General features: G+C 52.7%; 1 rRNA gene. It reads right to left on the reverse strand.

Annotation, left to right across the window (positions count from 1 at the left end):
* Positions 1-845: ribosomal RNA gene (locus tag AB4Y43_RS40435) — 23S ribosomal RNA — on the reverse strand; the annotation flags it as partial.

The raw sequence follows: 845 nt of genomic DNA on the forward strand, positions 1-845 counted from the left end.
TGGCTGCTTCTAAGCCAACATCCTGGTTGTCTTTGCAACTCCACATCCTTTCCCACTTAACACACACTTGGGGACCTTAGCTGATGGTCTGGGCTGTTTCCCTTTTGACAATGGATCTTAGCACTCACTGTCTGACTCCCGGTTATAAGTCTATGGCATTCGGAGTTTGACTGAGCTTGGTAACCCTTGGCGGGCCCCGCACCCAATCAGTGCTCTACCTCCACGACTCTTTACACCGAGGCTAGCCCTAAAGCTATTTCGGGGAGAACCAGCTATCTCCGAGTTCGATTGGAATTTCTCCGCTACCCCCACCTCATCCCCGCATTTTTCAACATGCGTGGGTTCGGGCCTCCAGTGCGTGTTACCGCACCTTCACCCTGGACAGGGGTAGATCACACGGTTTCGGGTCTACGTCCACGTACTAAGTCGCCCTATTCAGACTCGCTTTCGCTGCGGCTACGGCTCTTCACCTTAACCTTGCACGGGAACGTAACTCGCCGGTTCATTCTACAAAAGGCACGCCATCACCCATAGATCGGGCTCTGACTTCTTGTAAGCACACGGTTTCAGGTTCTATTTCACTCCCCTCCCGGGGTGCTTTTCACCTTTCCCTCACGGTACTGCTTCACTATCGGTCGCTAGGTAGTATTTAGCCTTACCAGATGGTCCTGGCAGATTCATACGGGATTTCACGTGCCCCGCACTACTCGGGATCCGTCTCGGAGAGAACAGACTTTCAATTACAGGGCTTTTACCTTCTATGGCGGGCCTTTCCAGACCTCTTCGTTTAATCGGTTCCTTTGTAACTCCATGTGAGACGTCCCACAACCCCAACCAGCAAGCTG

This window comes from Paraburkholderia sp. BR10872 (genome assembly GCF_040965835.1).
In the GTDB taxonomy this organism is placed as follows: Bacteria; Pseudomonadota; Gammaproteobacteria; order Burkholderiales; family Burkholderiaceae; genus Paraburkholderia; species Paraburkholderia nodosa_A.